The sequence below is a fragment of the Xanthovirga aplysinae genome, assembly GCF_009711365.1.
In the GTDB taxonomy this organism is placed as follows: Bacteria; Bacteroidota; Bacteroidia; order Cytophagales; family Cyclobacteriaceae; genus Xanthovirga; species Xanthovirga aplysinae.
Window position 1 is genome coordinate 1 of record NZ_SMMB01000227.1, and the last position, 761, is coordinate 761.

General features: G+C 41.0%; 1 protein-coding gene. It reads left to right on the top strand.

Annotation, left to right across the window (positions count from 1 at the left end):
- On the top strand, positions 1 to 761 hold a 761-nt coding region (locus E1171_RS00510; RefSeq protein WP_425509592.1), incomplete at both ends, for a hypothetical protein.

The following is a 761-nucleotide window of genomic DNA, read 5'->3' on the forward strand; positions in this document are numbered from 1 at the left end:
AATAGGGGGATTTCTTCCGATAACCACGCTGCCGCATTAATGATAGGAAACGGAAATCGGATCAAAATCCTACAAACTGCTTTTGGGGCAGGGGTAGAGACGGTTAATAATAAGGCTTTTTGGTTGCAAATAGGGAATAATAATGGAGGCCGGATTGACCAATCAGGTGCAAGTACACTTGAAGGAGTGGGAAGAAGCATTGGAAATAAGGCCATTCTGTTGCAGTTGAGAAATGGAAATACCGGAGTTATTGAACAGACTGGTGAACGTGGAGGACTTACCCGTGAAAATACCGCCATTTTGATACAAAAGGGATACAATAATTTTGGAAGTATTGACCAGGAAAGTGATGCGGGTACTACCAGGAATAATAAGGGGATATGGATCCAAATAGGAAAACGCAATGGAGGAGAATTGGAGCAGGATGGTGAAGGAGGGAGAGTACGCAACAATTTTGGGTTACTCATTCAAAAAGGAAATGATAATGAGGGTGACCTGCTTCAGGAGGGTTTTGGAAATAGCATTGACAACCATGCCGTTTGGGAGCAAATAGGTGATTATAATAAAGGGACACTTACACAAAGTGGAAACATTACAGGTAATTTCGGAGGAACAAGTCGGGGTAATAATGCCTATTTGTTGCAACATGGAACCTATAATAATGCTAACATTGATCAGAATGGTAATGGAGGAGTAAGTAGATTCAATGAAGCAACCATTTATCAATACGGCGATGAGCATTTTGCCGAAATTATTCAAAA